This is a genomic window from Streptomyces sp. NPDC048288 (genome assembly GCF_043201555.1).
Taxonomy (GTDB): domain Bacteria; phylum Actinomycetota; class Actinomycetes; order Streptomycetales; family Streptomycetaceae; genus Streptomyces.
Genome location: NZ_JBICZD010000001.1, coordinates 1,384,346 through 1,406,233, shown reverse-complemented (window position 1 = coordinate 1,406,233; position 21,888 = coordinate 1,384,346). Strand labels below are relative to the sequence as shown.

The 21,888-nt window shown below is 71.1% G+C and carries 23 protein-coding genes; 10 read left to right on the top strand and 13 right to left on the bottom strand.

Annotated features, from left to right (window positions below):
* On the top strand, positions 1-288 hold a 288-nt coding region (locus tag ACGFZS_RS06335), incomplete at its 5' end, for a hypothetical protein (RefSeq protein WP_393794087.1).
* Between the two features lie 177 nt (positions 289-465).
* Here ACGFZS_RS06335 and ACGFZS_RS06330 read toward each other — a convergent pair.
* On the bottom strand, positions 466-1,116 hold the full coding sequence (locus ACGFZS_RS06330) for a DNA-3-methyladenine glycosylase (protein WP_393794086.1): 651 nt from the start codon (positions 1,114-1,116) through the stop codon (positions 466-468).
* Positions 1,117-1,253: 137 nt separating this feature from the next.
* On the opposite strand from ACGFZS_RS06330, the gene ACGFZS_RS06325 reads away from it, so the two are divergent.
* The 3 genes from ACGFZS_RS06325 to ACGFZS_RS06315 all read left to right on the top strand — a co-directional run bounded on the left by ACGFZS_RS06325 (position 1,254) and on the right by ACGFZS_RS06315 (position 3,296).
* Positions 1,254-2,036 carry a sporulation protein gene (locus ACGFZS_RS06325; RefSeq protein ID WP_359220461.1) on the top strand — a complete coding sequence of 261 codons (783 nt, stop codon included), beginning with the start codon at positions 1,254-1,256 and terminating at the stop codon, positions 2,034-2,036.
* Between the two features lie 43 nt (positions 2,037-2,079).
* Positions 2,080-2,619 carry a YbhB/YbcL family Raf kinase inhibitor-like protein gene (locus ACGFZS_RS06320; RefSeq protein ID WP_355716162.1) on the top strand — a complete coding sequence of 180 codons (540 nt, stop codon included), beginning with the start codon at positions 2,080-2,082 and terminating at the stop codon, positions 2,617-2,619.
* A 167-nt stretch (positions 2,620-2,786) separates the two neighbouring features.
* On the top strand, positions 2,787-3,296 hold the full coding sequence (locus ACGFZS_RS06315) for an HNH endonuclease (RefSeq protein WP_355716159.1): 510 nt from the start codon (positions 2,787-2,789) through the stop codon (positions 3,294-3,296).
* A 108-nt stretch (positions 3,297-3,404) separates the two neighbouring features.
* Here ACGFZS_RS06315 and ACGFZS_RS06310 read toward each other — a convergent pair whose 3' ends face one another.
* From ACGFZS_RS06310 to ACGFZS_RS06300, 3 genes are all read right to left on the bottom strand, one after another.
* Entirely contained in the window at positions 3,405-4,355 is a 951-nt protein-coding gene (locus ACGFZS_RS06310; protein ID WP_393794085.1) for an SPFH domain-containing protein, read from the bottom strand.
* Positions 4,356-4,485: 130 nt separating this feature from the next.
* Complete coding sequence (locus ACGFZS_RS06305) at positions 4,486-4,917, bottom strand: NfeD family protein (protein ID WP_365680992.1); 432 nt, start codon at positions 4,915-4,917, stop codon at positions 4,486-4,488.
* A gap of 61 nt (positions 4,918-4,978) precedes the next feature.
* On the bottom strand, positions 4,979-5,770 hold the full coding sequence (locus ACGFZS_RS06300) for an ABC transporter ATP-binding protein (protein WP_355716152.1): 792 nt from the start codon (positions 5,768-5,770) through the stop codon (positions 4,979-4,981).
* A 150-nt stretch (positions 5,771-5,920) separates the two neighbouring features.
* On the opposite strand from ACGFZS_RS06300, the gene ACGFZS_RS06295 reads away from it, so the two are divergent.
* A complete protein-coding gene (locus ACGFZS_RS06295) occupies positions 5,921-6,706 on the top strand; it encodes a hypothetical protein (RefSeq protein WP_393794084.1) in 786 nt (261 codons plus the stop codon).
* 50 nt (positions 6,707-6,756) lie between these two features.
* On the opposite strand, the gene ACGFZS_RS06290 is transcribed toward ACGFZS_RS06295, so the two are convergent.
* The 4 genes from ACGFZS_RS06290 to ACGFZS_RS06275 all read right to left on the bottom strand — a co-directional run bounded on the left by ACGFZS_RS06290 (position 6,757) and on the right by ACGFZS_RS06275 (position 9,395).
* The gene (locus ACGFZS_RS06290; protein ID WP_393794083.1) at positions 6,757-6,996 is read right to left on the bottom strand and encodes a chaplin; all 240 of its coding nucleotides are present in this window, start codon (positions 6,994-6,996) and stop codon (positions 6,757-6,759) included.
* Between the two features lie 200 nt (positions 6,997-7,196).
* On the bottom strand, positions 7,197-7,445 hold the full coding sequence (locus ACGFZS_RS06285; RefSeq protein ID WP_359220472.1) for a chaplin: 249 nt from the start codon (positions 7,443-7,445) through the stop codon (positions 7,197-7,199).
* Between the two features lie 170 nt (positions 7,446-7,615).
* A complete protein-coding gene (locus tag ACGFZS_RS06280) occupies positions 7,616-8,257 on the bottom strand; it encodes a response regulator transcription factor (RefSeq protein WP_359220474.1) in 642 nt (213 codons plus the stop codon).
* A complete protein-coding gene (locus ACGFZS_RS06275; protein ID WP_393794082.1) occupies positions 8,250-9,395 on the bottom strand; it encodes a GAF domain-containing sensor histidine kinase in 1,146 nt (381 codons plus the stop codon). Before ACGFZS_RS06275 ends, ACGFZS_RS06280 begins: the two co-directional genes overlap by 8 nt.
* Before the next feature lie 226 nt (positions 9,396-9,621).
* On the opposite strand from ACGFZS_RS06275, the gene ACGFZS_RS06270 reads away from it, so the two are divergent.
* From ACGFZS_RS06270 to ACGFZS_RS06260, 3 genes are all read left to right on the top strand, one after another.
* Positions 9,622-10,317: an SDR family NAD(P)-dependent oxidoreductase gene (locus ACGFZS_RS06270; RefSeq protein ID WP_393794081.1), complete on the top strand. Its 696-nt coding sequence runs from the start codon at positions 9,622-9,624 to the stop codon at positions 10,315-10,317.
* Positions 10,314-11,396 carry an S-adenosylmethionine:tRNA ribosyltransferase-isomerase gene (locus ACGFZS_RS06265; RefSeq protein WP_393794080.1) on the top strand — a complete coding sequence of 361 codons (1,083 nt, stop codon included), beginning with the start codon at positions 10,314-10,316 and terminating at the stop codon, positions 11,394-11,396. The genes ACGFZS_RS06270 and ACGFZS_RS06265 overlap by 4 nt, the downstream gene beginning before the upstream one ends.
* Before the next feature lie 301 nt (positions 11,397-11,697).
* Positions 11,698-12,531, top strand: a complete 834-nt coding sequence (locus ACGFZS_RS06260; RefSeq protein WP_393794079.1) for a transglycosylase SLT domain-containing protein — start codon at positions 11,698-11,700, stop codon at positions 12,529-12,531.
* A gap of 97 nt (positions 12,532-12,628) precedes the next feature.
* Here the strand turns inward: ACGFZS_RS06260 and ACGFZS_RS06255 are convergent, their stop codons facing one another.
* Positions 12,629-15,172: an FHA domain-containing protein gene (locus ACGFZS_RS06255; RefSeq protein ID WP_393794078.1), complete on the bottom strand. Its 2,544-nt coding sequence runs from the start codon at positions 15,170-15,172 to the stop codon at positions 12,629-12,631.
* Between the two features lie 232 nt (positions 15,173-15,404).
* Here ACGFZS_RS06255 and ACGFZS_RS06250 point away from each other — a divergent pair, with 232 nt between their 5' ends.
* Positions 15,405-17,795 (top strand): streptophobe family protein, encoded by a 2,391-nt coding sequence (locus tag ACGFZS_RS06250; RefSeq protein WP_393794077.1) that lies wholly within the window; start codon positions 15,405-15,407, stop codon positions 17,793-17,795.
* Positions 17,796-18,012: 217 nt separating this feature from the next.
* Positions 18,013-19,221, top strand: coding sequence for a phosphoserine phosphatase SerB (gene serB / locus ACGFZS_RS06245; RefSeq protein WP_393794076.1), 1,209 nt, complete (start codon positions 18,013-18,015; stop codon positions 19,219-19,221).
* 104 nt (positions 19,222-19,325) lie between these two features.
* On the opposite strand, the gene ACGFZS_RS06240 is transcribed toward serB, so the two are convergent.
* The 4 genes from ACGFZS_RS06240 to ACGFZS_RS06225 form a co-directional block, all read right to left on the bottom strand.
* Positions 19,326-19,844 (bottom strand): SixA phosphatase family protein, encoded by a 519-nt coding sequence (locus tag ACGFZS_RS06240; RefSeq protein WP_393794075.1) that lies wholly within the window; start codon positions 19,842-19,844, stop codon positions 19,326-19,328.
* Positions 19,845-19,923: 79 nt separating this feature from the next.
* A complete protein-coding gene (locus tag ACGFZS_RS06235; RefSeq protein ID WP_365680969.1) occupies positions 19,924-20,130 on the bottom strand; it encodes a hypothetical protein in 207 nt (68 codons plus the stop codon).
* A gap of 215 nt (positions 20,131-20,345) precedes the next feature.
* On the bottom strand, positions 20,346-20,462 hold the full coding sequence (locus tag ACGFZS_RS06230; protein WP_260328452.1) for an SGM_5486 family transporter-associated protein: 117 nt from the start codon (positions 20,460-20,462) through the stop codon (positions 20,346-20,348).
* Between the two features lie 56 nt (positions 20,463-20,518).
* Positions 20,519-21,778, bottom strand: coding sequence for a CynX/NimT family MFS transporter (locus ACGFZS_RS06225; protein ID WP_393794130.1), 1,260 nt, complete (start codon positions 21,776-21,778; stop codon positions 20,519-20,521).
* Positions 21,779-21,888 lie beyond the last annotated feature (110 nt).

The following is a 21,888-nucleotide window of genomic DNA, read 5'->3' as shown; positions in this document are numbered from 1 at the left end:
CTGGCGTTGACTTTTGGCACGCTGTTGAGTTCTCAAGGAACGGTCGCTTCCTTTGTACTCACCCTCTCGGGCTTTCCTCCGGGCTTCCCTTCGGTCTTGCGTTTCCGACTCTATCAGACCGTTTTCCGATCCGATTTCCTCGGCGCTTTCCAGGTTTCCGCTCTCGCGTTTCCCTTTCCGGCGGTTCCGACTCTATCAGATCCTTTCGGTGTCCGATTCCCGGTCGGCGGGATTGTCTTGGGGCTTTCCGGCTTTCGCCTGTCGGCCTTTCGACATTCACTACGTTAGCCGACTCCCGTCGAGACTCATAATCGAGTTCCGCGAGTTCGAATTCAGGCATGCGGGCATGACGAATTCGACCCTGTCAGGGGAAGTCGTAGGTAGTGGGTGGCCACTTCCGGCTGCTGGCGATTGCCGTATCCGGTTCAGCGGCTCGGGCTACATTACGCACCTTCCAGGGACGCGTCAACTTGAGCGACGCCGGGGTACGTGGGCCCGATAGGGGCTGACGGTCGGGTCGTTGGCGACCCAGAAACGCCAGGGGTGGAGGTCGCCGTCGCCGCCCTCGCCGGCGACTCCGGTGCGTGGACCGTTGCGTACCTGGTCGGAGGGCACGGGAGTACCGGTCAGTATCCGCAGCGGCGTCTCGCCGGAGGCACACGCGTCGGTGCCGTCCAGGGCCCGGTCGACGCCCAGGGCGGTGGCGAGGCGGGCCGGGCCTTTGGCCAGTTCTCGGTCGTATCGGGCCGAAAGTCGACGTTTGCGGGCGAGCTCGGTGCCTTCGAGGATCTCGCCCGCGCGGAGCAGGACCGCGCTGGCGGTGCCCGGCGGACCGCAGACGAGGTTCATGCAGAACCACATGCCGTAGGTGAAGTAGACGTACACATGTCCGGGCGGACCGAACATCACGTCGTTGCGGGGTGTGGGACCGCGATAGGCGTGCGATCCGGGGTCGTTCGGGCCGTCGTACGCCTCCACCTCTGTGAGGCGGACCGCGATCGGACCGTCCGGGGTGGTGCGGACGAGGATGCGGCCGAGGAGGTCGGGGGCGACCTCCAGTACAGGGCGGTCGAAGAAGTCCCTGGGGAGTGGCGTACGGTCCGGGGGCGCGATCATGGCGTCCGAGCCTAGTCCAGGCCGGTGGAGCCCAAGGGGTGGTCAAGGATTCGTCTCCTTGCCAGGGTGTGGGCCGGAACCGGTCGCGGCCGGATCGCGTTTGTAGGGGTCAGAGGTCCGTACGTAAAGGGAGAGTCATGGGGTTCAAGAAGCTGCTCGCGAGCCTGGGTGCCGGCGGGGCGTCGGTCGAGACGGTGCTCACCGAGGTGAACGTCGTTCCGGGCGGTGTCGTCCAGGGCGAGGTGCGGATCCAGGGCGGCTCGGTGAACCAGGAGATCCAGGGGCTGTCCGTGGGGCTCCAGGCGCGGGTCGAGGTGGAGCGCGGCGACGAGGAGTACAAGGAGAACATCGACTTCGGCAAGGTGCGGCTCGGCGGTGCCTTCGAGATTCAGGCCGGGGCGGTGCACGCGGTGCCGTTCGGGCTGGAGATCCCGTGGGAGACGCCGGTCACGATGATCGACGGGCAGGCGCTGCGCGGGATGCACATCGGCGTGACGACGGAGCTGGAGATCGCGCGGGCCGTCGACTCCGGGGACCTGGACCCGATCAACGTGCACCCGCTGCCGGCGCAGAAGGCGATCCTGGACGCCTTCATCCAGCTGGGCTTCCGCTTCAAGAACGCCGACCTGGAGAAGGGGCACATCCGGGGGACGCGGCAGACGCTGCCGTTCTACCAGGAGGTGGAGTTCCACCCGCCGGCGCAGTACCGGGGGCTGAACCAGGTCGAGCTGAGCTTCGTGGCGGACGCGCACGCCATGGACGTCATCCTCGAAATGGACAAGAAGCCGGGGCTGTTCAGCGAGGGCAGTGACACCTTCCGGTCGTTCCAGGTGGGTCTGCACGACTTCCACGGGACCGACTGGGCGGCTTACCTCAACCAGTGGCTGTCCGAGGTCGGCAGCAAGCGCAACTGGTTCTAGGCTCGGTACTGCTGATTCCGTTGATCGATCAGGAGGTACCGAGGTGTCCGAGCTCAAGCGGCGGCCTCTCCCCCATGACTTCCACCCGTCCGTCCCGTCGTTCACGGTGACGAGCGAGGACATCGAGGAAGGGGCGACGCTCAAGGACGCTCAGGTCTACGCCGAGGGCAACACCTCGCCGCATCTGCGGTGGGCGGGCTTCCCGGACGGGACCAAGAGTTTCGCCGTGACCTGCTACGACCCGGACGCCCCGACGGGCAGCGGGTTCTGGCACTGGGTGGTGTTCGACATCCCGGCCTCGGTGACCGAGCTGCCGGTGGGTGCGGGCAGCGGCAAGTTCGAGGGGCTGCCCGAGGGTGCGGTGCAGGTGCGCAACGACTACGGGTCGAAGGACTTCGGCGGCGCCGCGCCGCCGCCCGGGGACGGGCCGCACCGGTACGTCTTCACGGTGTACGCGGTGGACCAGGCCAAGCTCGGTCCGGACGCCGATGTCTCGCCCGCCGTCGTCGGGTTCAACCTGCGGTTCCACGCGATCGCGCGGGCGCAGTTGATCGGCGAGTACGAGAACCCCGAACAGGGCTGACGCACGGCGCGAAATCAGCCGAGCGTTCATTGAACGTTTGCCCGCCTCTGGTCTTGGAAGTGATCAGAGGCGGGCAGTTTTTATTGCGTTGTCCATCTCGGCGCGCCCGTCCAGAGTTGATCCAAGCCCGCCGGGGGTGGGCACGGTGCACAAAGGAGGTGGGCTGGATGCGTGACACGCTGGTGCTGAACGCGAGCTTCGAGCCGCTGTCCACGGTGACGTTGAACCGCGCTGTCGTCCTGGTGCTCCAGGACAAGGCCGTCGTCGAGCAGGCCCACCCCGAACTGCGCATGCGCGGTGCCGAGGTGGACATACCCGCTCCTCGGGTCATACGACTGTGCAGGTATGTGCGGGTGCCCTTTCGGAGACAGGCGCCCTGGTCGCGGCGGGGGGTGCTGGTCAGGGACCGGCACCGGTGCGCGTACTGCGGCAAGCGGGCGACGACCGTGGACCATGTGGTGCCCCGGGCGCAGGGTGGCCAGGATTCGTGGCTGAACACGGTGGCCTCGTGCGCGGAGGACAATCACCGCAAGGCGGACCGGACGCCGGAGCAGGCGGGTATGCCGTTGCTGCGGGAGCCGTTCGAGCCTTCGCCGCAGGACGCGATGCTGCTGGCGATGGGGGCGGAGGATCTGGCGGCGCTTCCTGAGTGGCTGGCGGGGGATGTGGCCGCCTAGGCGTCTGCCGGGTTGACCCCGTCTTGCGACTGCGGGTTCGTCGTGGCTTGTCGCGTAGTTCCCCGCGCCCCTGACCGGGGTGCGGGGAACCTTGCTTTTCAGTTCAGGTCAGTCGATGTTGGGCTTCTCGCGGCGTTCCTGGGTGGGGATGTTGCCGCTGCCGCTGTTGCCCGAACCGCCGCCCAGGGAGCCGAAGTTGCCCATGGCGCCGGAGAGGCCCTTGAGGGCGTCGCCGATCTCGCTGGGGACGATCCAGAGCTTGTTGGCGTCGCCCTCGGCGATCTTCGGGAGCATCTGGAGGTACTGGTAGCTCAGGAGCTTCTGGTCGGGGTCTCCGGCGTGGATCGCCTCGAAGACCGTACGGACCGCCTGGGCCTCGCCCTCGGCGCGCAGGGCGGCCGCCTTGGCCTCACCCTCGGCGCGCAGGATCTGGGACTGCTTCTCGCCCTCCGCGGTGAGGATCGCGGCCTGGCGGGTGCCTTCCGCGGTGAGGATCGCGGCGCGCTTGTCACGGTCGGCGCGCATCTGCTTCTCCATCGAGTCCTGGATGGAGGTCGGCGGCTCGATCGCCTTGAGCTCGACGCGGTTGACGCGGATGCCCCACTTGCCGGTGGCCTCGTCGAGGACGCCGCGCAGGGCCGCGTTGATCTCTTCGCGGGAGGTCAGGGTGCGTTCCAGGTCCATGCCGCCGATGATGTTGCGCAGCGTGGTGACGGTCAGCTGCTCGATGGCCTGGATGTAGCTGGCGACTTCGTAGGTGGCCGCCCGGGCGTCCGTCACCTGGTAGTAGATGACGGTGTCGATGTTCACGACCAGGTTGTCCTGGGTGATCACCGGCTGGGGCGGGAACGGCACGACCTGTTCACGCAGGTCGATGCGGTTGCGGATGGTGTCTATGAACGGGACCACGATGTTGAGGCCGGCGTTGAGCGTCCGCGTGTAGCGGCCGAAGCGCTCGACGATGGCGGCGCTCGCCTGTGGGATGACTTGGATTGTCTTGATCAAGGCGATGAAGACCAACACCACCAGAATGATCAGGACGATGATGACCGGTTCCATCGTCGTTCCCCGTACCCTTCTCCGCCTCGGCGCTTCGGCAGATCTTATGGTTGTTGAAGATCTTGCTGGACGAGTCTGACAGACCCTTGCCCAACTCGGGAGTCGTTCAGCCCAGTTGCGTCGTACGAGGTCAGATGACGATGGCCGTGGCCCCCTCGATCTCCACGACATCCACTTCCTCTCCCGCTTCGTAGGCCCGCCCGGTGTCGAGGGAGCGCGCCGACCAGACCTCGCCGGCGAGCTTGATCCGTCCGCCCGAGCCGTCGACGCGTTCCAGTACGACGGCCTGCTTGCCCTTCAAGGCATCGACGCCGGTGGCGAGTTGGGGTCGCTGGGCGGCATGCCGGGCCGCGATGGGCCGTACGACGGCGATCAGCGCGACGGAGACGAGGACGAAGACGAGTACCTGGGCGACGATGCCCGCGCCGAGCCCGGCGGTGCCGGCCGCTGCCACGGCGCCGACCGCGAACATGCCGAACTCCGGCATCGCGGTCACCACGAGCGGGATGCCGAGTGCCGCCGCGACGACGAGCCACCACACCCATGCGTCGATGTTGTTCACATTGTCATGGTAGGGCCGCGGGTACCGAACCCGACAGGGCGCTCCGCCATGACAACGCCCGTCAGGACAGGGGCAGTCCGTGGGCGGTCCAGCGGTCGCCGACCTGCTCGACGACGAGCGGCAGGCCGAAGCAGAGGGAGAGGTTGCGGGAGGTCAGTTCGAGCTCCAGCGGGCCGGCGGCGAGGACCTTGCCCTGGCGGATCATGAGGACGTGGGTGAAGCCGGGGGCGATCTCCTCGACATGGTGGGTGACCATGATCATGGAGGGCGCGATCGGGTCGCGGGCGAGCCGGCCGAGGCGGCGGACCAGGTCCTCGCGGCCGCCGAGGTCGAGGCCGGCGGCGGGCTCGTCGAGGAGCAGCAGCTCGGGGTCGGTCATCAGGGCGCGGGCGATCAGGGTGCGCTTGCGCTCGCCCTCGGAGAGGGTGCCGAAGCGGCGGTCCACGTATTCCGTCATGCCGAGGCGGTCGAGGAAGGCGCGGGCGCGCTGCTCGTCGACCTCGTCGTACTCCTCCTGCCAGTGGGCGGTCATGCCGTAGGCGGCGGTGAGCACGGTCTCCAGGACGGTCTGGCGCTTGGGGAGCTTTTCGGCCATGGCGACGCCGGCCATGCCGATGCGGGGGCGCAGGTCGAAGACGTCGACCTTGCCGAGGGTGTCGCCGAGGATGGTGGCGGTGCCCTTGCTGGGGAAGAGGTAGCTGGACGCGATGTTCAGGAGAGTGGTCTTGCCGGCGCCGTTGGGGCCGAGGATGACCCAGCGCTCGCCCTCCTTCACCGACCAGGAGACCTGGTCCACCAGAGCCCGGCCCTCGCGGACCACAGATACGTCCTGAAGCTCCAGAACATCGCTCATGAGCGCGTTGTCTCCCCTTGCAGTGTGGCCGGTCTCGGCTGTCGCGTACGCCTGTGGCTCGGGCGGCGGCACCGGTGGGCGCAGCCCTTATGAAATCTACGCCACGAGTGCGGCGCTCCATTCCATCGGTCCGGTCCTTAGGGTGGGGGCATGCTCTCGGAACCGCGTTCAGGACGCCTCGCCGCTTGGGGAAATGCCCTCTTGGCCGGACTTGTCTCCCCGGATGACGCCGTGCTCGCCATCGTCGGCGAGGACGCGGTGCACCGGGTGGAGGGGCTGCCGGGTGAGTCGGCGCCGGTCGGGCTCACGCTGGCGCTGGGGCGGCTGCGGGCGCTCGGGGTGACCGGGCTGCGGATCGCGCTGCCGGCGCCGGGGCATCCGCTGGGGCTGAGCGGGCCGCCGGAGTTCAACGCGCGGGCTCTGGAGGCCGAGGAGGCGGTGGTCTGTCACGGCGCCGCGTTCGGTCTGGTGCCGGAGGTGTCCGAGGCGGGGCCCGCCGGTGATGTGCATGTCGAGGTGGTCTGGCATGTGCTGCCGGTGCGGGAGGCGCCGCCGGCCGACGTGCCGTCGCTCGGTGAGGCCGAGCGGGAGCTGGCGGAGGCGCTGCGGGATGCGACCGACGTGCTGTCGAAGCTCGATGTCGCCGGGTCGGGGCCGGTGGCGGACGCGGCGATCGACGCATACCGGGCGCGGTCCGAGCGGGGGCGGGAGGTGCTGGCGCCGGGGTATCCGCCGCGCGCGGTGCGGGTGCTGGAGCTGGCGCAGCGGGTGGGGCTGCTGGTCTCGCTGGCCTACGAGAACGGGCACGGCGGGGCGGTGAGCGCCTCGGAGATGGCGGCGCGGGGGGCGGCGCTGCGGCCGGTCGAGCGGACGGCCCGGCGGGCGCTGGTCGCGGCCTACAACTCCGTCGTGGAGGAGCGTGAGCGGGGGCGCTAGCGGACCTGGGGTCACGCCGGACGGCGTGGCCCCCAAGGGTCGCGTCGGTGCTACTTGTTGACCGCGGTGTTGCCGAACGCCGGGTTCAGCAGGCCGGCGACGTTGACGGACAGGCCGCTGGCGTTGACCGGGACGTTGACCGGGATCTGGGCGATCAGGCCGGAGGCGACACCCGGGGAGTTGGCGGCCACGGCGGCGGCGTCCGCGTCGGCGGCGGCGGAACCGGCGGAGGCGCCCGCCGCGATGCCGGCGACGGTCATGGCGACGGCGGCCTTCTTGGCGATGTTCATGGGGTGGGTTCCTCCTGCGTGTGCGGGTCCGGCCCGGCCGTGGGCCGTGCGCTGACCAACGCCGCGGGGGCTCCGGCGGTACGGGACGCCGGACCGTGTGTGCCCGTTCGGATCATTGGGCGTAAGAGTCGCTGGGAGGACAAGCCGACCGGCCTTCCGGGGGCGCCCGGAAGGCCGGAGGTCGATACCGCGGTGCGGTCTCAGCGGTTGACGCAGACGTTGCCGAACGCGGGGTTCAGCACGCCGATGACGTTCACGCTGTTGCCGCAGGCGTTGACCGGGATGTGCACCGGGACCTGGATGACGTTGCCGGAGACGACGCCCGGAGAGCCCTGGGCACCGCCGTCGGCGTGGGCGCCACCCGTGTGGGCGGAGGCCATGCCCGCACCGGCGGCCAGGATCCCGCCGGCCACCATCGTCACGGCCGCTGCCTTCTTCAGGTTCTTCACTTCTTGAGCCCTCCTTGGCGATCGCCGCGGCGGTCGCCGCGGCACGCACTGAAGAACGGCGGTGGCCGGGAGAGGATGCGCCGTCCGGGTGACATTCCCACGACGGTATGAATCTCAGCCCGGAAGGCGACCCTCCATATTGCCGTCGGTGAAGCGTTGCGGAGGGCGTTTCAGCCGGTCACGCCGTGGCGAACGGCCCACAGGGCGGCCTGGGTGCGGTCGGCGAGGTCGAGTTTCATCAGGATGTTCGAGACGTGCGTCTTGACGGTCTTCTCGGACAGCACCAGGGCGCGGGCGATCTCGCGGTTGGAGCGGCCGTCCGCTATCAGGCCGAGCACCTCGCGCTCCCGCTCGGTGAGCGAACCGCCCCGGCCCTGCCCGGAGTTGGCCTCCTCCTGGGAGAGCAGGGCGCCGGCCACCTCGGGCTGCAGCAGGACGTGCCCGGCGTGCACCGAGCGGATGGCGGTGGCGAGCGCGTCGGGATCGACGTCCTTGTAGACGTACCCGGCGGCGCCCGCGCGCAGCGCCGGGACCACCGTGCGCTGTTCGGTGAAGCTGGTGACGATCAGCACGCGCGCGGGGTTGTCGAGTTCGCGGAGCCTGCGCAGCGCCTCCACGCCGTCCATGCCGGGCATCTTGACGTCCATGAGGACGACGTCGGGGCTCAGTTCCTGAGCGCGTTCGACTCCTTCGGCGCCGTCGGCGGCCTCGCCGACGACCTCGATGTCGTCCTGGACCTCCAGGAAGGTGCGCAGGCCCCGGCGGACGACCTGGTGGTCGTCGACCAGCAGCACCCTGATCGCATCAGCCACCGGGGACCTCCATCTCGATCGTGGTGCCCTTGCCGGGCGCCGATTCCACGGTGAGCGTGCCGCCGACGCCGCCGGCCCGGTCCCGCATGGAGACCAGGCCGAGGTGGCGTCCGGCGCGCCGGGTGAGGTGCGGGTCGAAGCCGCGGCCGTCGTCCGTGACCCGCAGGACGGCGCCGCCGCCGCGCCGGTTCACCGTCACGCCGACATGCTCGGCGGCGGAGTGCCGCAGGGCGTTGTGCAGGGCTTCCTGGGCGACCCGGAGCAGGGCCTCCTCCTGGGCGGCGGGCAGGGCGCGGAAGCCGCCGGCGGCGAAGGTCACGCGGGCGGTGTGGGCGCGGTCGAGGACCTGGACCTGGGTGCGCAGGGTGGCGATCAGGCCGTCCTCGTCGAGGGCGGTGGGACGCAGCTCCACGACGGCGGCGCGCAGTTCGTCGGCGGCCTCGGCGGCGAGCACGGCCACCTGCTGCAACTCGCCCTTGGCGCGGGCGGGATCGCGGTCGACCAGGGCGGCGGCGGCCTGGGCGGTGAGGCGCAGCGAGAACAGCTTCTGGCTGACCGCGTCGTGCAGTTCGTGGGCGAGCCGGGAGCGTTCCTCGGAGATGGTGAGCTCGCGGCTGCGCTCGTAGAGGCGGGCGTTGGTGAGGGCGATGGCGGCGTGCTGGGCGAGGATGGAGAGGAGTTCCTCGTCCTCGGCAGTGAAGCCGCAACCGCCCTCGGGCTTCTCGCAGTTCTTGTTCGCGAGGAACAGGGCGCCGATGACCTCGTCGCCGTCGCGGATCGGCAGGCCCAGGAAGTCGGACATGTCGGGGTGGGCGGAGGGCCAGCCCTCGAAGCGGGGATCGGTGCGGACGTCGGCCAGCCGCTCGACCTTGGCCTCGCGGAGCATCGCGGCGAGGATGCCGTGCTGGCGCGGGAGCGGGCCGATGGCCTTCCACTGGGCGTCGCTGACGCCGTCGACGACGAACTGGGCGAAGCCGCCGTGGTCGTCGGGGACCCCGAGCGCGGCGTACTGCGCGTCGAGCAGCTCACGGGCCGAGGCGACGATCGTCTTGAGGACGTCGCGCACCTCGAGATGCCTGCTCATGGCCAGCAGCGCGGTGCTCACCGCGGCGAGGCCGGACCGGGGACCTTGACTCATGTCCTCACGGTACCGGCGGGGTGTGACACCGGGGATCGGGCCGAGGGCGGCAGGGCCTGGACCGGTGGCCCTAGACCCGGGGACCTAGGGCGCGCGGCCCGGACCGGCGGCGTAGTCCGAAGGGCCCCGCCCGGTTGCGGCCCGCGTCCGAGGCGGCCGGGGCGGTCCCGTTCCTACGTTGGGGTCACCGCCGACACGGGCGGACGGAGCCGAGGGGACGGTTGTCATGCCGGTAGCGATCATCACGGGGGCCTCCAAGGGGCTGGGGCGGGCGCTGGCCGGGGCGCTGGCCGGGCGGGGCTGGGACCTGGTGCTGGACGCCAGAGGTGCCGGGGCCCTGAAGGAGGCGGCGGAGGCGGTCGCGCGGCCCGGGACGCGGGTGGCGGCGCTGCCGGGGGACGTCACGGACGCCGGGCACCGGGCCGCTCTGGTGGCCGCCGCGCGGGAGCTGGGCGGGGTCGATCTGGTGGTGAGCAATGCCAGCGCGCTGGGGGCCGAGCCGCTGGTCCGGCTAGGGGAGCTGCCACTGGAGGGGCTGCGCCGGGCGCTGGAGGTGAACGTGGTGGCCGCGCTGGGCCTGGTGCAGGAGGCCTTGCCGCTGCTGCGGGAGTCGGCGGCGGGCGCGGTGCTCGCGGTCAGCTCGGACGCGGGCGCCGAGGCGTACGAGACCTGGGGCGGCTACGGCGCCTCGAAGGCGGCCCTGGACCAGCTCGCGGCCGTGCTGGGCGTGGAGGAGCCGGGGCTGCGGGTGTGGGCGGTGGATCCCGGGGACATGGCGACCGGCCTGTACGCGGCGGCCGTACCGGACGACGACGATCCGCGGCCGGCGCCAGACAGTGTCGTACCGGCGTTCCTGCGGTTGCTCGACGAGCGGCCGGTGAGTGGGCGGTACGGGGCGCCGGCTCTGGTGGAGGGGCGATGACGACCGTGGTGCGGGTGCCGGAGGAACTGTCCGCGCGGGTGCCGGCCGAGCAGCGCGGGCCGGGTCTTGAGCGGGATGCCGTACGGCTGCTGGTGTCGCGCGGGACGGCGGTGTCGCATCACGCCTTCGCCGAGCTGCCGTGCCTGCTGCGGGCCGGGGACCTGCTGGTGGTGAACACCTCGCCGACGCTGGCGGCCGCGGTGGACGGGCGGGTCGGGCACGCGCGCGTGGTGGTGCACGTCTCCACGCGCGGGGACGACGGTCGGTGGGCGGTCGAGCTGCGGGAGCCGGACGGCCACGGGACCACCCGCGCGCGTGCGGGTACACGCGCGGGGAGTGCGGTGCGGCTGCCCGGGGGCGGGCGGCTGGTCCTGGAGGAGCCGCTGAGCGCGTCGGGCGAGCGGCTGTGGTGGGCGCGGGCCGGGGCGGGCACGGACGTGCCGGGGCTGCTGCGGGAGCACGGGCGCCCCATTCGCTACTCCTATACGGAGCGGGACCAGCCGTTGTCCGTGTACCAGACGGTGTTCGCGCTGCCCTCGGCCGACGGGACGGGGAGCGCGGAGATGCCGAGTGCGGCGCGGCCCTTCACCGCGCGGCTGGTGGCGGAGCTGGTGAGCCGGGGCGTGCAGTTCGCGCCGATCACGCTGCACACCGGGGTGTCGTCGGCGGAGGTGCACGAGCCGCCGTACGCGGAGCGCTTCGTGGTCCCGGAGGCGTCGGCGCGGCTGATCAACAACGTGAAGGCGGGTGACGGACGGGTCGTGGCGGTGGGGACGACGGCTGTGCGGGCGGTGGAGTCGGCCGCCGGGGCGGACGGGGTGGTGCGGGCGGCCTCGGGGTGGACGGAGCTGGTGGTGACGCCCGAGCGCGGGGTGCGGGTGGTGGACGGGCTGGTGACCGGGCTGCACGAGCCGGAGGCCTCGCATCTGCTGATGCTGGAGGCGGTCGCGGGGCGGGCCGCGGTCGACCGCAGTTACGAGGAGGCGCTGCGCGGGCTCTACCTGTGGCACGAGTTCGGGGACGTACACCTCATCCTCCCGGAGGAGAAGCCTCACACAGAGCATTGCTCCAGCAACTAGCGGTGAGATTCATGTGAGGCCGATGTGAGGACGCACATAGGGCGCACATCACGTACGAACGGACATAGGAGATAAAGGCCCCCCGCACGAACGGGACAGACGTTCCAGTCTGTCCCGTTTTGCCCCTCCGGGCTCTCCTAGGGAGGATCGTACGTCACACCTTTGCCAGGGCATTTTGCTGCCGCTAAGAATGGCTGCCGTCGCTCTGCACCGCGGGTTCCCCCCGCGGTGTTCGTGCAGGAGGAGCCGGTCTCCCCCACGGACAACGAGCGATCTCCGCGCTATTCGAAGAGGTCCTGCCATGCCGAAGAACACCCACAGTCCCGCGCTGACCAAGCACCACAAGATCGCGCTCGCCGGTGTAGCCACCCTCGGCGCCGCAGCCCTCGCCCTCTCGGCCGTGCCGAGCAGCGCCGAGACGATCGTGTCCGGGTCCCCCCAGACCGCGGCCAACGTGGCCTACACCACCCAGCAGATCAAGGACGTCAAGGGCACGGTCACCGACCAGCTCGCGCTCCAGAACGTCAAGATCGAGGCCATCGCCGCCAAGAAGAAGGCGAAGACGGCCCACGAGCTGCACGTGGCGCACCTGAAGAAGGTCCACGCCGCGCACGTGGCCCACGTGAAGAAGGCGCACGCCGCCCACGTGGCCAAGGTGAAGAAGGCCCACGCGGCCCACGTCAAGCACGTCGCCGCGCAGAAGGCCCACGCCGCCCACGTCCAGCACGTCGCCGCCAAGCAGCGCGCCGCCCAGCAGGCCGCGAGCCGGTCCGCCGCGCGCCCGCAGATCCAGCAGGTCGCCGCGAAGACCTACGCCAACAACCTCGACGGCTGGATCCGCCAGGCCCTCGACATCATGAACTCCAAGGGCATCCCGGGCTCCTACAGCGGCCTGCACCGCAACATCATCCGGGAGTCCTCCGGCAACCCCAACGCCATCAACAACTGGGACATCAACGCCATCAACGGCATCCCCTCCAAGGGCCTGCTGCAGGTGATCCCGCCGACCTTCGCCACGTACCACGTCTCCGGCACGTCCTGGAACATCTACGACCCGGTCGCCAACATCACCGCCGCCGCCAACTACGCGGCCCACCGGTACGGCTCGATCGACAACGTCAACAGCGCGTACTGAGGCAGGCGCGGACCTCTGCACGCACACGCCGAAGGGCGGCACCCCACTGCGGGGCGCCGCCCTTCGGCGTACGTACGGGACCTGCCGGAGGGACCCGCTACTTGCGCATGACCTCGGGCTCGTGGCGGCGCAGGAAACGGGCCACCAGGAAGCCGCAGATCACGCCGAGGACGATCAGCGCGGCCATGTCCATGGTCCAGGCGCCGGCCGTGTGGTTCCACAGCGGGTCGGTCTTGGTCGGATCGTCGGTGTTGGGCGCGATGTTGTTGAAGTCCAGCGTGGCGCCGTCGGCGCCCACCGCCCAGCGGGACGGCATCAGGAACGACACCTGGTTCACGCCGACCGCGCCGTTCAGGTTGAACAGGCAGCCGGTGAACACGACCTGGATGATCGCGAACATCACCAGCAGCGGCATGGTCTTCTCGGACGTCTTCACCAGCGAGGAGATGACCAGGCCGAACATCATCGAGGTGAAACCGAGCCCCATGATCGGGATGCACAGCTCCAGCAGGGTGGAGTGGCCGAGGACCACGCCCTCGGCGGGGATGTCCCGGCTGGAGAAGCCGATCAGGCCGACCATCAGGCCCTGCAGCACGGTGATCACGCCGAGCACGACCACCTTGGACATCAGATACGCCGACCGGGACAGGCCGACCGCGCGCTCCCGCTCGTAGATGACCCGTTCCTTGATCAGCTCACGCACGGAGTTCGCGGCGCCCGCGAAGCAGGCGCCGACCGCGAGGATCAGCAGGACCGTGGTCGCCGTGCCGTTCGGGACGGGCACGCCGGTCTTCGAGCTGACCGGGTTCACCAGCAGGCCCTTGTCGCTGTCGATCAGCAGGCTGACCGCGCCGAGCACGGCCGGCAGGATCACCGTCAGCGCCAGGAAGCCCTTGTCGGAGGCGATGACCGACACGTACCGCCGGACCAGGGTCAGCAGCTGCGAACCCCAGCTCTGCGGCTTCTTCGGCTTCATCACCTGCATCGGCGGCATCTGTACGGACTGCGGAGCAATCGCGTCGATGTCCGCGGCGTACATCTGGTAGTGCTGCGAGCCCTTCCAGCGTCCCGCCCAGTCGTAGTCGCGGTAGTTCTCGAAGGCGGAGAAGACGTCGGCCCAGGTGTCGTAGCCGAAGAAGTTCAGCGCCTCCTCGGGCGGGCCGAAGTAGGCGACCGCGCCGCCCGGGGCCATCACCAGGAGCTTGTCGCACAGCGCCAGCTCGGCCACCGAGTGGGTGACGACGAGGACCGTGCGGCCGTCGTCGGCGAGGCCGCGCAGCAGCTGCATGACATCGCGGTCCATGCCCGGGTCGAGGCCCGAGGTGGGCTCGTCCAGGAAGATCAGCGACGGCTTGGTGAGCAGCTCCAGGGCCACCGAGACGCGCTTGCGCTGGCCGCCGGAGAGGGAGGTGACCTTCTTCTCCTTGTGGATGTCCAGCTTCAGCTCGCGCAGCACCTCGTCTATCCGGGCCTCGCGCTCCTCGCCCGTGGTGTCGGCGGGGAAGCGGAGCTTGGCCGCGTACTTGAGGGCCTTCTTGACGGTCAGTTCCTTGTGCAGGATGTCGTCCTGCGGGACCAGACCGATGCGCTGGCGCAGCTCGGCGAACTGCTTGTACAGGTTGCGGTTGTCGTACAGCACCTCGCCCTCGTTGGCGGGGCGGTAGCCGGTGAGCGCCTTGAGCAGCGTCGACTTGCCGGAGCCGGACGGGCCGATGACCGCGATCAGGGACTTCTCCGGGACGCCGAAGGAGACGTCCTTGAGGATCTGCTTGCCGCCGTCGACCGTGACGGTCAGCCGGCGTGCGGAGAAGGAGACCTCACCGGTGTCGACGAACTCTTCCAGCCGGTCGCCGACGATCCGGAAGGTGGAGTGGCCGACGCCGACGATGTCGTTCGCGTCGAGGACCGCCGTGCCGCCCTTGGAGATCGGCATACCGTTGACGTACGTGCCGTTGTGCGAGCCCAGGTCGCGGATCTCCATACGGCCGTCGGGCGTGGAGTGGAACTCGGCGTGGTGGCGCGAGACCTGGAGGTCGGAGACCACCAGCTCGTTGTCCAGGGCACGGCCGATCCGCATCACGCGGCCGATGGAGAACTGGTGGAACGTGGTCGGGCTGCGGTCGCCGTAGACCGGCGGCGCCCCCGCGCCACCACCGGAGGCCGCGGCCGGCGCGCCCTGCTGCTGCGGGATCGCCGGCGGGGCCTGCTGCCAGCCCTGTTGCGGAGCCTGCTGCGCGGCCGACGACTGCGGCGCCGGCGGCTGGGACCAGCCCGCGCCGCCCGCGCCCTGCGCGGCGAACGGCTGCTGCTGGGGCTGCGGTTGGGCGACGGCGGTCGCGGCGCCGGACAGGCTCAGGCGCGGCCCGTCGTTGGCGTTGCCGAGGTGCACGGCCGAGCCCGGGCCGATCTCCGACCGCTGGACCCGCTGGCTCTGCACGAAGGTGCCGTTGGTACTGCCGTGGTCCTCGATGACCCAACTGCGGCCGTCGAAGCTGATCGTGGCGTGTCGCCAGGAGACCCTGGCGTCGTCGAACACGATGTCCCCCTGCGGATCACGTCCGAGGGTGTATGACCTGGACATGTCGAGCGTCCAGGTGCGTCCGTTTGATTCCAGTACGAGTTCCGGCACTCCAAGCCCCATGAGTAGTCCCCCGAGTTACCCCCATCACAGGGAGTCTAGGGATGTCGAACATCGTCGGGAACTATTTCAGGCTCGGCCCTCTGACCGAAAGTCGGGCCTTGTGGAGGGCTCGTACGAGCGCTTCAACTCTTTCCGTTGACGGGGTTGAAACCGGGCCGGAGAGTGGTAATCCACGCGAGGGGGACATGCGCGACGGAGCGGCCCCGGGCGTTCGCGGATCGGGGGGTCTGCCATGGGTTCTGGCACGTCTGGCACTTCCGGCACTCTCGGTACGGGAGTCGAGAGCACGAGGCACGGCGCGCGGCTGCCGTGGGGCGACATCCTGCTGTCCGGGATCGCCGCCGTGAGCTGGGCGTTGATCGGCATGGCGGGTACGGCGGCGCTGGGTCTGCACCTGCTGCAGGCGGACGCGGCGGGCTCACTGGGCCCGATGACCGCGGCTGTTGTGGCGCTCGGGGCGGGTGGTTCGGTCACTCCGAACGGGGATCTGTCCGCTTTCGGCCTGAGCGGAGCAGAGGCCACGACCGCCATCGAGATCACGCCATTGGGGGTGAGCCTGGTCGGGGCGCTCCTTTTGTCGTGGTTCTTCTTACGGTCCCTGCGCGCGGCCGGAGTCGTGATCGCACCGGCCGAACTGCTCGCCCGCGCGGGCGCGGTGATCGTACTGTTCGTGGCGACGCTCGGCGGGCTGGCCTGGGCAGGGCACTCCGTCGTGACGATCGACGGCGGTGCGCTCGGCCTCGACAAGCTGCCGGGCGGCGGCGGCGGCGGTGGCGGCGGAGGGCTGAAGATCCCCGGCATCGGTGACGTCGGCGGGCTGCTGCCGGACCGCCTCGGCGACCTGGTGCATGCGAACGCGGCGGTCGGCTTCCGGGTGGACACGGCGCAGACCCTGCTCGGCGGCCTCGGCTGGTGCGCCGGCGTCCTGCTGATCGCCCTGCTGGCCTCGCGCCGCACACCGCTGCCGCGCGGCTGGGAGGCCGTGCACCGGGTGGTGCGGCCGGCGGCCTCGGCGCTGGTGACGGTCCTGCTGGTGGCGGTGGCGGCCGGCTGGGCTGCGGCGGCCTACGCGGCGATCGGCGACCCGCACCCGGCCCGGATCATGGGCGCGGCACTGCTCGGCGCCCCGAACGGCGTCTGGCTCGGCATCCCGATCGGCCTCCTCGTCCCGTTCGACGGCCGGGCCACGGGCGTCCTGACCGCCTTCCTGCCCCACCCCCTCGACGACCTCCTGAACTCCGGGTCCGACCAGTCGGTGACCCTCGGCCACCTGGCCGACCTGGACGGACGGGTGTGGCTGCTGGGGGTCGCGGCGGCCCTGATGATGCTGCTGGCCGGGGTGTTCATGGCGGTGCGGACACCGGTGGGCCGACCGGGCGGGGCGCAGGCCTCCGGCAGCGGGCGCACGGCCCGTCCCGGCGCCCTCGGTTTCGCCGGGCGGTGTGCCGTACGGCTGGGGATCGCCACCGCGCTCACCCTGCCGCTGCTGGCCTGGCTGACGAACGTCTCCGTGGACGCCTCCCTGTCGGTGCTGGGCTTCGACGCGTTCGGCGCCGGGATCCGACTCCACGGGCACCTGGGCATGGCCCTGCTCCTCGGGGCCGCCTGGGGTGCGGCGGCCGGAGCGACGGGCGCCCTGCTGGCCTGGGCCACCGGCGCGGCCGGCTCCCACGCGGCACCACTGGCACGGGGTGACATGACGGCCGGCGGGACGGACACCGCCGGGAACCCCGCGTCGGCCTACCCGAGCGCCCCCGCCGGGCCACCGGGCCGGACCGGAGACGGCACGACCGGCCCCTACGCCCCGGGAACCCCGTACCGTCCCCCCAACCCGAACACCAATCCCTACCTCCGCGTGCCGGACGAGCTGCGGGAGACGGACGGCGACCCCGACGCCTGGCCCGGGAGAGGACAGGGCCGGGGCCGACAGACACCCGGGCCGTACGAGGGACAGCCCACCCAGCCGTACGAGGAGCGCGCGGCCGAACGGCCGTACGACGAACGAACGCCCAGTCGCTACGGAGAACAGCCGCCCGGACCGTACGACAGGCAGCCACCCGGCCCGCACCGCGAACAGAGCCCCAGCCCCTACGACAGCCAGCCCCCCGGCCCCTACGACGGACAGGCCACCGGTCCCTACGACGGACAGGCCACCGGTCCCTACGACGGACGACCGCCCCGGCCCCACCAAGGGCAGACACCGGGGCCGTACGACAGGCAGGCCGCCGATCCCTACGCCGGGCAGCCGCCCCAGCCCCACCAAGGGCAGACGCCCGGGCCGTACGGCGGGCGGCCGCCCCAGCCCCACCAGGGGCAGACGCCGGGGCCGCACGACAGGCAGGCGCCCGGGCCGTACGAAGAACAGGCGCCCCGGCCCTACGAGGGGCGGCCCGGTAGCGGCGGTGGCTCCTCCTCCGACGTACCGCCCGGCTCGGGCGATGTGTACGGCGCTCCCACGATGGCCCGGCCGGTCGACCCGCCGCCCCGGTCTCCGCGGCGGCGGCCGGGAGTACGCCCCGGTGACGGTGACGGATCCCCGGACGGTCCGGGCGCCGGGCCTCCGCCACCGCCTCCGCCTCCTCCCCCGCCGCCGCCCGCTCCGCCGCCCCGGCCCCGCCGATGAGGTCGGGTGCCGTGCCCGCACTGTGCGTGGCGCGGTGCTGAACCGTGTGTGAAGGCCGGGCCCGATGCCGCTTCCGCCGGGCCGCCGACATCGCACGCATGTTCACTCGTTGTGCGGAAGCAAGGCGTCCGACACCGATCCGACACTTATTGTTCCGTGTCCGTCAGGCGGACCACCTGCGCCGCAGGCACTGGGTGCCGGTTACGGTGGTTACACCATGAGCGATCCGCAGACCTCCGAGGTCCCCACTCTCCTCGTCAAGATTTTCGGCAAGGACAGGCCGGGCATCACGGCCGGCCTCTTCGACACCCTTGCCGCGTACATGGTCGACGTGGTCGACATCGAGCAGGTCGTCACGCGTGGCCGCCTGGTGCTGTGCGCGCTCGTGACCCAGCCCCCGGCGGGCCTTGAGGGCGACCTCAGGGCGACCGTGCACAGCTGGGCCGAGTCGGTGAAGATGCAGGCGGAGATCATCTCGGGCCGCGGCGACAACCGGCCGCGTGGTCTGGGCCGCTCCCTGGTCACCGTCCTCGGCCACCCGCTGACCGCCGAGTCGACGGCCGCCATCGCCTCCCGGATCGCCAAGGCCGGCGGCAACATCGACCGTATCTTCCGGCTCGCCAAGTACCCGGTGACGGCCGTCGAGTTCGCGGTGTCCGGTGTGGCGACCGAGCCGCTGCGCACCGCGCTGGCCTCCGACGCGGCCGAGCTCGGCGTGGACGTGGCGGTCGTCGCGGCGGGCCTGCACCGGCGGGCCCAGCGCCTGGTCGTCATGGACGTGGACTCCACGCTCATCCAGGACGAGGTGATCGAGCTCTTCGCCGCGCACGCCGGCTGCGAGGACCAGGTCGCCGAGGTGACGGCGGCCGCGATGCGCGGCGAGCTGGACTTCGAGCAGTCGCTGCACGCGCGCGTGGCGCTGCTCAAGGGGCTGGACGAGTCGGTCGTGCAGAAGGTGCGTGCCGAGGTGCGGCTGACGCCGGGGGCCCGGACCCTGATCCGCACGCTGAAGCGGCTCGGCTACCAAGTCGGCGTCGTCTCGGGCGGTTTCACCCAGGTCACCGACGATCTGAAGGAGCGGCTGGGGCTGGACTTCGCCCAGGCCAACACGCTGGAGATCGTCGACGGGAAGCTGACCGGCCGGGTGACCGGCGAGATCGTGGACCGGGCGGGCAAGGCGCGGCTGCTGCGCCGGTTCGCCGCCGAGGCGGGCGTGCCGCTGGCCCAGACGGTGGCCATCGGCGACGGCGCCAACGACCTGGACATGCTGAACGCGGCCGGTCTCGGTGTCGCCTTCAACGCCAAGCCGGTGGTCCGCGAGGCCGCGCACACCGCGGTGAACTTCCCCTTCCTGGACACGGTCCTGTATCTGCTGGGCGTCACCCGCGAAGAGGTCGAGGCGGCGGACACCCACGACGAGAGCTGAGCCGTCCGGCCCGGCCGCTGTCCGCGAACGAGGGCCCGGCACCGATCTCCACGGTGCCGGGCCCTCGTCGTGTCACGTCAGTGGTGGTGCGGTGGCCGCACGTCTCATTCGGAGGGCGCCCAGTAGTCCGCGAGCGTGGCCACACCGGGCTCCAGACCCTTCCAGGTGCCCTCGAAGGTCACGACGGCGAAGGCGGCGGCCGGAAAGCCCCGGCGGTTCATCCGCTCGCGGACGTCGTCGTCGGCGGTGCCGGCCAGGATCTCGGTCACTCCGTGCACGCCGGGGTTGTGACCGATCAGGATCACGTCCTTGGCGTCGTCGGGCACCTCGTTGAGCACGGCGATCAGCTCGCCGGGCGAGGCCTCGTACACCCGCTCCTCGTAGACGGTTTTCGGCCGGTGCGCCAGCTCGTGGACGGCGAGCTTCCAGGTCTCCCGGGTGCGCACGGACGTGGAGCACAGGGCCAGGTCGAAGGTGATGCCGCTGTCCGCCAGCCTGCGTCCGGCGACGGCTGCGTCCATTCGGCCCCGGTCAGCGAGCGGTCGCTCGTGGTCGGTCACCTGTGGCCAGTCGGCTTTCGCATGGCGGAAGAAGACAATCCTGCGGGGTTCTGCGACGCTCATGGCACCCAGCTTCGCATGAAACAGGCCATCGGGCGCAGGGAGTTGACATGCGGATTCGCCCTGCCGACAGGTGCGGGCGCTAGCGGGTGACGATCTGCTGCACGCGCTCGAAGAGGTGGGTGACGGCCGGGTCGCCGGTGGCCGCGTGGGCGTCCGCCGGGTTCAGTATGAGCAGCAGCAGGGTCACGAAGGCGAGCGCGGGGAGGGCCAGCGCCCACCAGGGAAGCCGGATGTCGACGCTGCCCGGGGTCGCCGGGTGGGGCCGGGTGTGCGTTCGGGCCGACATGATCGCCTCCGCTGGTCTCCGTGTTCCGGTGACCACCCCTCGCGGCCACATCTCGAAACTACGGAATCCGCAGTCGCCAACCCATCCGGTGGCCCACCCACTTGACCCTGACCCTCACCCCCTAGGGGATGGGGGGGCTAGCACCACCATGGGCCGCCAGGCCACCAGGCCACCGGAGCGGCGGGCCGCCGGAGAGGTGGCCACGACGGCGGCGGTCAGGGGGACGCGAGGGTCGCGATGACGGCGATGACGATGAAGATGGCGAAGAACGAGCCGAAGACGATCAGCATCTTCTTCTGACCGTTCTGGGGGTTCGGTTCGAGCACTGGCATGGGCCCAGTCTGGCACCTCCCGGAGCGGACGGGCCGGGCGGGGTGCTCGCGGCGTGTCAGCCGGCCGCGGCCTCGTCCTCCACCGTACGGTCGCGGCCCGCCAGGACACCGACCGCCATCTGCGGGATCATCAGGCCGATCATGAGGGCGATCGGCAGCCCCCAGCCGCCGCCGCTCTGGTAGAGCACGCCCACCAGCAGCGGGCCCGGGATGGAGATCAGGTAGCCGGCGCTCTGCGCGAACGCGGAGAGCTGGACGACACCCGCGCCGGTCCTGGCCCGCATCCCGACCATGGTGAGGGCCAGCGGGAAGGCGCAGTTGGAGATGCCCAGCAGCACGGCCCAGGCCCAGGCGCCGCCGGCCGGGGCGGCCCACAGGCCGGCGTATCCGGCGAGGCCGCAGACGCCGAGCGCGATCACGATCGGGCCCTGGTGCGGCAGCCGGGTGGCCACGCGCGGGATGACGAAGGCCAGCGGCACGCCCATCACCATGGTGACCGCCAGCAGCAGCCCGGCCGTGCCCGCGGGCACCCCCGCGTCCCGGAAGATCTGCGCCATCCAGCCCATCGTGATGTAGGCGGCGGTGGCCTGGAGCCCGAAGAAGACGGCGAGCGCCCAGGCGGTACGGCTGCGGGTGATCCGCAGGGCGGGCGGCTGCCGGTCGGCACGCGCGCGTGCCCCGGCCACGGGCGCCGAGGCGACGCCCGGGCCCCGGTCCCGGACCAGCGGCAGCCAGGGCAGCACCGCGAAGGCCGCGAGGCCGCCCCACACGGCGAGCCCGGACTGCCAGCCGCCGCCCAGCGCGTCCGTCAGGGGCACGGTCACGGCGGCGGCGACCGAGGTGCCCGCGGCGAGGGCCATCGAGTACAGGCCGGTCATGGAGCCGACCCGGTCGGGGAACCAGCGCTTGACGATGACCGGCATCAGCACGTTGCTGACCGCGATCCCCATGAGCGCGAGCACACTGCCGACCAGGAATCCGGCCGTGTTTCCGGCGTACGGCCGTATCAGCAGGCCGGCCGTGATGGCCACCATGCCGGCGCAGACCACCGCCGCCGGGCCGAAGCGGCGGGCGAGGCGCGGGGCCATCACGCCGAAGACGGCGAAGCAGAACGGGGGCACCGAGGTGAGCAGCCCGGCCACGCTGCCGCTCATGCCGAGCCCGTCGCGGACCTCCTCCAGGAGGGCGCCGAGGCTGGTGATGGCGGGTCGGAGGTTGACCGCGGCCAGCAGGATGCCTACGACGACCAGCCGCTTCGTCCACGCGCGCGTGGAGTTCGCGGGGGTCCGGTCGGGTGCCGTCGGGGGTGCTGCCATGGATGCCGCCGTGGTTTCCTCGCTCGCCATAAGGCCATCATAGAATCATGGGATGATTGGTTGTCCAGTCCCGGGCCTGTACAACCGCCCCCGCCGTTCCCGCCCGGCCG